The organism is Halosegnis rubeus, assembly GCF_009184545.1.
In the GTDB taxonomy this organism is placed as follows: Archaea; Halobacteriota; Halobacteria; order Halobacteriales; family Haloarculaceae; genus Halosegnis; species Halosegnis rubeus.
In genome coordinates, this window is sequence record NZ_QJOW01000011.1 from 1 (window position 1) to 1,412 (window position 1,412).

Below are 1,412 nucleotides of genomic sequence, written 5' to 3' on the forward strand. Positions count from 1 at the left end.
GTCAACTACCCCACCCTAAGCGCCTTCGGCACTTTGAGGGTGGGGCTTGTCCGTGAACTCGGCCTCAAACCCATCAGGGTAGGCGGTAAATCCGCCACTCAGTGTCACAGTTCCAGACTTTAGGGCGAGCTGACTGTCGCCCGTCCGCCGAGACGACTGTTGGCCCCGACGGACGTACCGCATCCCGATGTTCTTCGCGGCATTGTAGTCCGCATTCGCTTCCGACTCACACTTCACGCACCGGAAGTCGTTGCGAGTCGCGCGATTCTCGTCAGCCGTGAATCCACACTCGGCGCACCGTTTCGACGTGTACGCCGAACCAACCTGCTTCACCGAGATACCTTCTACCTCAGCCTTGTATTCAACCTGCTCGTAGAGTGTTCGGAACGCCCACGTGTGCCCCCACGACGCCCCAGTCCGCTCACGAATGTCGGTCAAATCCTCGAACGCTATTACGTCGCACTCATATCGGAGTGCTTCGTCTACGATGGCGTTCGACGCTCGGTGGAGTACGTCGCGGACGTACCGAAGTTCCCGACCACTCGATTGTTTGAGTGTTCGGTGGGCGCTTCGCGTCCCGGTCTGTTGGAGTCCGGCTCGCACCGTCTCAAACTCACGGAGGTCGTGTATTAATTCTCGTCCGCTGACAAAGGTGGCGGTGCTGGTGACGGCGAGGTTTTCGATACCGAGGTCAACCCCGAGGACCGTTCCGTCCTCGGCGGTGTTGCGCTCGGTATCGGTCTTGTGACGGCGGAAGCCGATGTGCAAGAAGTAGTTGCCATCACGGGCAGTGAGCGTGCTTTCCGTGACGCTCCATTCGTCGGCGTTGAGGTACTGTCGTTGGTAGCCATCGTCGGCGTCAGGCAGAGCAAGGTCACATCGGATGCGACTCTCCGTGGTGGAGAGGGACACCGTATCATCGTCAAACAGTGTCAGTGTCCGAGTGTCGTATTTCACGGTCGGGGCGGTGAACGTTGGCTTGCTGATCTTCTTGCCGTTGGACCGGCGTTCGAGACAGCCGGTGATGGCTTGTGCGGCTTGGTGGGTGGCGAGAATCGCGTGCTGACTACCGAGGTCGGTGTGTTCGCGGACGGTATCGTAGGCGAGGGGTTGGACATCGCTTTTGGCGTTGCACTCGCCCCACGCCATGTCGGTGGCAATCTGGCACCCACGCTTCCACTCAGTGATAGTCTCTTCGAGGAGGTCGCGTTGCTCGTCGGTGACTTCGAGACGAGTGATTGCCGTCCGACGCACGTAGTCGTCTGCCACAGTTTCAATGTATAGGTGCGGGTACTTATATGAACGGGTTTGTAACCCATGCGAACGCGCTCCTCCCCTCCCTACTCGCTCCCTTTGGTCGCTCCTTGAGGAAGGGGACTCCGCGCTACCGCTTCAGTTGAACGTCGCCGTGG

The 1,412-nt window shown here is 59.4% G+C and carries 1 protein-coding gene; it reads right to left on the reverse strand.

The window, feature by feature from the left end; genetic code table 11:
• Positions 1-15: 15 nt before the first annotated feature.
• Positions 16-1,269: an RNA-guided endonuclease InsQ/TnpB family protein gene (locus DMP03_RS14080; protein WP_152121178.1), complete on the reverse strand. Its 1,254-nt coding sequence runs from the start codon at positions 1,267-1,269 to the stop codon at positions 16-18.
• Positions 1,270-1,412: the final 143 nt, after the last annotated feature.